Source organism: Bradyrhizobium sp. MI1.7 (genome assembly GCF_055811795.1).
Genome location: NZ_JBVVPO010000064.1, coordinates 39,108 through 43,743, shown reverse-complemented (window position 1 = coordinate 43,743; position 4,636 = coordinate 39,108). Strand labels below are relative to the sequence as shown.

At 63.0% G+C, this 4,636-nt stretch carries 4 protein-coding genes; 3 read left to right on the top strand and 1 reads right to left on the bottom strand.

From position 1 onward, the window contains the following. Nucleotides 1-335 precede the first annotated feature (335 nt). Nucleotides 336-464 carry a hypothetical protein gene (locus AC0L3X_RS37190; RefSeq protein ID WP_439034006.1) on the bottom strand — a complete coding sequence of 43 codons (129 nt, stop codon included), beginning with the start codon at nucleotides 462-464 and terminating at the stop codon, nucleotides 336-338. 259 nt (nucleotides 465-723) lie between these two features. On the opposite strand from AC0L3X_RS37190, the gene AC0L3X_RS37185 reads away from it, so the two are divergent. From AC0L3X_RS37185 to AC0L3X_RS37175, 3 genes are all read left to right on the top strand, one after another. After that, the gene (locus AC0L3X_RS37185; RefSeq protein WP_473317236.1) at nucleotides 724-1,035 is read left to right on the top strand and encodes a DUF736 domain-containing protein; all 312 of its coding nucleotides are present in this window, start codon (nucleotides 724-726) and stop codon (nucleotides 1,033-1,035) included. A 473-nt stretch (nucleotides 1,036-1,508) separates the two neighbouring features. After that, the gene (locus AC0L3X_RS37180) at nucleotides 1,509-2,753 is read left to right on the top strand and encodes an IS110 family RNA-guided transposase (protein WP_439034008.1); all 1,245 of its coding nucleotides are present in this window, start codon (nucleotides 1,509-1,511) and stop codon (nucleotides 2,751-2,753) included. 539 nt (nucleotides 2,754-3,292) lie between these two features. Continuing rightward, nucleotides 3,293-4,483, top strand: coding sequence for a DUF932 domain-containing protein (locus tag AC0L3X_RS37175; RefSeq protein WP_439035709.1), 1,191 nt, complete (start codon nucleotides 3,293-3,295; stop codon nucleotides 4,481-4,483). Nucleotides 4,484-4,636 lie beyond the last annotated feature (153 nt).

The following is a 4,636-nucleotide window of genomic DNA, read 5'->3' as shown; positions in this document are numbered from 1 at the left end:
CCGCCCCCCCCCCCCCCCCCCCCCCCCCCCCCCCCCCCCCCCCCCCCCCCCAAAAATAATATTTCCCCCCCCGCCGCCGGCCCGGCGCGCGCTCGCTTCTTTTTGCGCACAGCGGCGATCGAAGCATGGAAGGCCCGTCACGAGCCAGACTTCGATCACTCTGATCTACGCCGTCAGCGGCAGCCGAAGGTTACTGCTCTGTCGTGCTCGCCAGTCAGCAGCAGGTGATAAGGCCGGCAGCTTTGATTGGTGTTGACCGGAGTATCGAGATCGCTGCCTGACGGATTATTCCAAGCACACCTTCGCCCCCGTACGCGGGAGTGCGATCAGGATCGCTAGCGTTTGCCGGGACGCGCCGTTTTTGCCGTTGATGCGCTGGTGTCAGCAGGTGCCCGATTGATCCGGCTGTGTCCTTGTGCTGCGTCGATGTCGGCCGTCATGGTGGTCTCCGTCAGTTCATTCATGGCGCGTCCAACGCAACCTCGAATGGGCTGATCAGGCCCGAGGGCCGGCAAGAGCCTCGATCGCCTTCCCGCAACGGCTGCGCCTGCTTTTTTCCCCTGCCGCGAAGGGGCGGCATTCCTCGCGGAAGACAAAAAAGCAGGCTATCGCCGTCCTCCGCTGTCGCTGCGGGCCTGAAGGCTGCGGGCCGATCGCTCCCCGGTCCAAGGATCGCCATCGAGGCTGCGATGGGCGCGGCCCGAGCAACAAACGGAGACCACAATGGCTACCATCGGCACCTTCACCGCTTCGGACAATGGCTACATCGGTTCGATCAAGACGCTGACCGTGAACGTCAAGGCAAAGTTCGCGGCATACGAGAAGGACAACGACAAGGCGCCCGATTACCGCATCTTCGCCGGTACGACCGAGCTCGGTGCCGCCTGGAAGAAGACCGCCCGCGAGACCGATCGCGAATACCTCTCGGTCAAGCTCGACGATCCGACCTTCCCGGCCCCGATCTACGCCTCGCTGGTGAAGGTCGAAGGCGACGAGGGCTTCGCCCTGATCTGGTCCCGCCGGAACGGCGACTGATCCCGATGAATCCTCAGCCCCGCCTCCTCGGAGGCGGGGCCCTTTTTGCATTTCTTGCGCCGCTTTGCAGGAAGAAGAGCATTTCTTCTTTGAGGAGATTGCTAAGGGCTCCGCCCTCGCGCGGGCAAGGGTGAAGCACACTTCGCGTGCCGGCCGGAGCGGTATCCCCGGTCTTCCGCGCAAAGGATCTTCATGACGACGATGTCATCAGGCGCGTGCAGACGCGCGCTCTTAGCGCGCCCTGGTCAGGCGGGTGATCCCTGTTCCAATCAGGATGCTCCTCACGGGGCTATCGTTGGCCTACGGGCTGATTTGTTGGGAGCCACCTGGTGATCCTGCGCCGTGAGCGCCCAGAGGGGACGAGTGCCCCGACGGATGAGCTGCGTTCGACGCTCCGTGGGGAGTTGCGCCATTGAGCGCCAGAACAGGGCCGGCGAAGATCGCAGCTGCCCGACTGCGAAGGAGGGAAGGGAATGAATGAAGACATAGCTGCCTACGTGGGTGTCGATTGGGCATCGGCGACACACTACGCTTACGCATTGGATGCCCAAGGCGCAAAACTCGGCCATCGTTCGTTCCAACATAGCGGTGACGGGTTGGCTGAACTGGCAGACTGGATCCAGCGCACGACGGGTGCTGAACCAGGCCGGATCGCGATTGGCATCGAGGTCCCGCATGGGCCCGTCGTCGAGAGCTTGATGGATTCGGGCTTCCTGGTTCATGCGCTAAATCCAAAGCAGCTCGATCGATTTCGAGATCGCTTCACCATGGCCGGCGCCAAGGATGATCGGCTCGACGCGTTCGTGCTCGCTGATGCTCTGCGGACCGATAGCCGTTTCTATCGATTCCTGGAGCCAGTGCATCCGACGATCATTCAGCTACGTGAGTGGTCGCGCATGACGGAGGACTTGTCTGCCGAACGCAATCGCCTGGCCAACCGCTTTCGTCATCAGCTCTGGCGCTATTTCCCGCAAATGCTTGAGCTCGCGGAAGACTGGTCGCAGCAGTGGATATTGGATCTTTGGGATCTGATCCCCACGCCGGCAAGGGCACGCGCCGTGAGGACGTCGACGATCGCAAGGCGCCTTAAGGAGAGCAGGGTAAAGAGGTGGACTGCGGACACCTTGCTCAATCATCTCCGCAGCACACCGATATCTGTTGCATCCGGTGTGACGGAGGCCTGCGTGGCGCACTGCGAGCTCATTCTAGGCCGTCTGCGGCTGGTTATGCAGCAGATGAAGCTTGCCATGAAGGAACTCGAGCGCCTGTGTTCGGCGGTGGCCGAACTTCCATCAGCGACCGGCATCGCGCATCACGCCGATCCCGAGATCTTGCGGTCGATGCCTGGAATCGGAACGATCGTCCTCGCGGCACTTCTGTCCGAAGGACACGATGCGATCGTTCGCCGAGACGCTCAGGCGCTTCGGGGATTATCGGGCGTCGTGCCCGTCACGCGACGCAGCGGTAAGCAAATTGTCGTGGTCATGAGGCAGTCTTGTCCGCACCGTCTGAGGACCGCTGTCTATCATTGGGCACGCGTTGCGGTGCTGCATGACTTCCAAACGCGCAATCGATATGCCGCCTTACGCAAGCGCGGGCATTCCCATGCTCGCGCGCTCCGATCAATCGGCAGCAGGTTGATTGGCGTTGCTTGTGCCATGCTCAGGACCGGCGAACTCTTCGACAACGGCCGACCGCCGCAGTCCGCTGCGGCCTGATCCTGTCGTCGGCGAGACGCGAAGCTTCCAAATTGCGTAGCGTCGCGACGACGACAGGCCCGGATGTAACCAGTCGTTTCTTCACATCTGCGAGCGATGACACTTGGAGTGTTGTTGCCGTGCCGGCGTTGTTTTGCGCGTCGCTGCGCTCCCGCGGCGAAGGCTTAGGGCTCCGCCCTCAGCGCGCTGCGGAGTGCCTTCCGCCCAGCTTCGGTCGCTTCTCACTGACGCGATCGGCGACAGATATCCACGCTCCCTGCAGCCGGTTCCCCGCGAAGGCACTCGCTCCGCTTGCACACCCGCTGCTCGCCGCGAGGCAGGGCTTCGAGCGCGATGTTGCGCTCTTCACCCTGCCCAAAGGTGAGAACGGGAAGCTGCAAATGTTTGAGCGAACTTGCGAGAAGAAGGCTCTTGCAAAAGGTGGGGAGTCCCCTCCGCTCCGGCCGCCCTTGCCCTTGCTACCCCAGGTCTCGCCGACGGGCAGGGTTGCAGCGCAGCGCTGCGCTTCAACCTCAGCCCATAGGAGAACGACCATGAACATGATGACTTTGTCAGAAGGCCAACAGCCTGCTTCCGGCGGCTTTCGCGTGGACGTATCGCGCGGCCAGCGGATCGGCCGCGTGTCGTCCGAGTGGTTTGCGCGACCGGATGACGAGCGGTATCTGAACCTGCCGGACCTCTATGAAGCAGTACGAGGACGGGCCGAGCGCGCGCAGGCGCGGACGGTGGAAAGCCGGACCATCCGCGTGGAGGCGAGCCGGGACAATGCTGAGCGTCTGGCCCTCACTGTGCCGGGACGTGACGAGCCGGTGGCCCCGACGCATTGGAGCTTTGGCCAGTTGTGTACGCTCGTCGGCACGCCGACATCGTATCTGCGGCAGCTTCCCGCGGCCCTGTCGGCCATCAATCTGCAACACGGCTTGCTGTCGCATCGCGCCGAGCTCGTGAAAACCTTGGAGACCGATAACGGGCGCGTCGAGCTTCGTGCTGTCACCGGGCCGGACTATGGCCGCATCTGGGATCATGAGTTGGTCGCGGCCGTCATGAAGATCGCAGGCAACGGCACCGGCGACACGCGCTGGAAAGTGCCGGGTGTGCTGGATTGGTCAACGATGACCCACAACCCCTTTGTGGACGTGACCAAGGACACGACGACGCTTTACGCCAGCGACCGCGACGTGTTCCTGTTTCTGGTCGACGACACTAACCCGATCGAGGCGGGCCGGTTGCCGGATGGATCACCGGATTTGTATTTCCGGGGATTTTACTGCTGGAACAGCGAAGTTGGCAGCAAGACACTGGGCATTGCGAGCTTTTACCTCCGGGCCGTCTGCATGAACCGCAATCTGTGGGGTGTCGAGAATTTCGAGGAGATATCGATCCGGCATTCCAAATTTGCCGCACAACGCTTTGCGCATGAAGCCGCCCCCGCGTTGACGAGCTTTGCCAAGTCGTCACCTGCGCCATTCGTCGCCGGCATTAAGGCGGCGCGCGAGCGGATCGTTGCCCGGACTGACGAGGACCGAGAGACCTTCCTCCGCAAAGGCGGGTTTTCCAAATCCGAGGCCTCGAAGATCATTGAAACTGTTCTGGGCGAGGAAAACCGCAAGCCGGAGGGGATCTTCGACTTTGTGCAGGGCATTACCGCATTTGCTCGTGGCAAGGCTCATCAGGACACGCGCCTTGAACTAGAAGGCAAGGCAAAGCGCTTGATGGAGCGTGCAATCTGACACTGTAAGCCGCGCAACCGGGAAAGGTTGCGCGGCTTCCCTCAATGCCTGGTGCACCGCCCCCCGGGGGGGGGCGCCCCCGGGGGGGGGGGGGCGGCGGGGGGCGGGGGGCGGGGGGGGGGGGGGGGGGGGGGGGGGGGGGGGGGGGGGGGG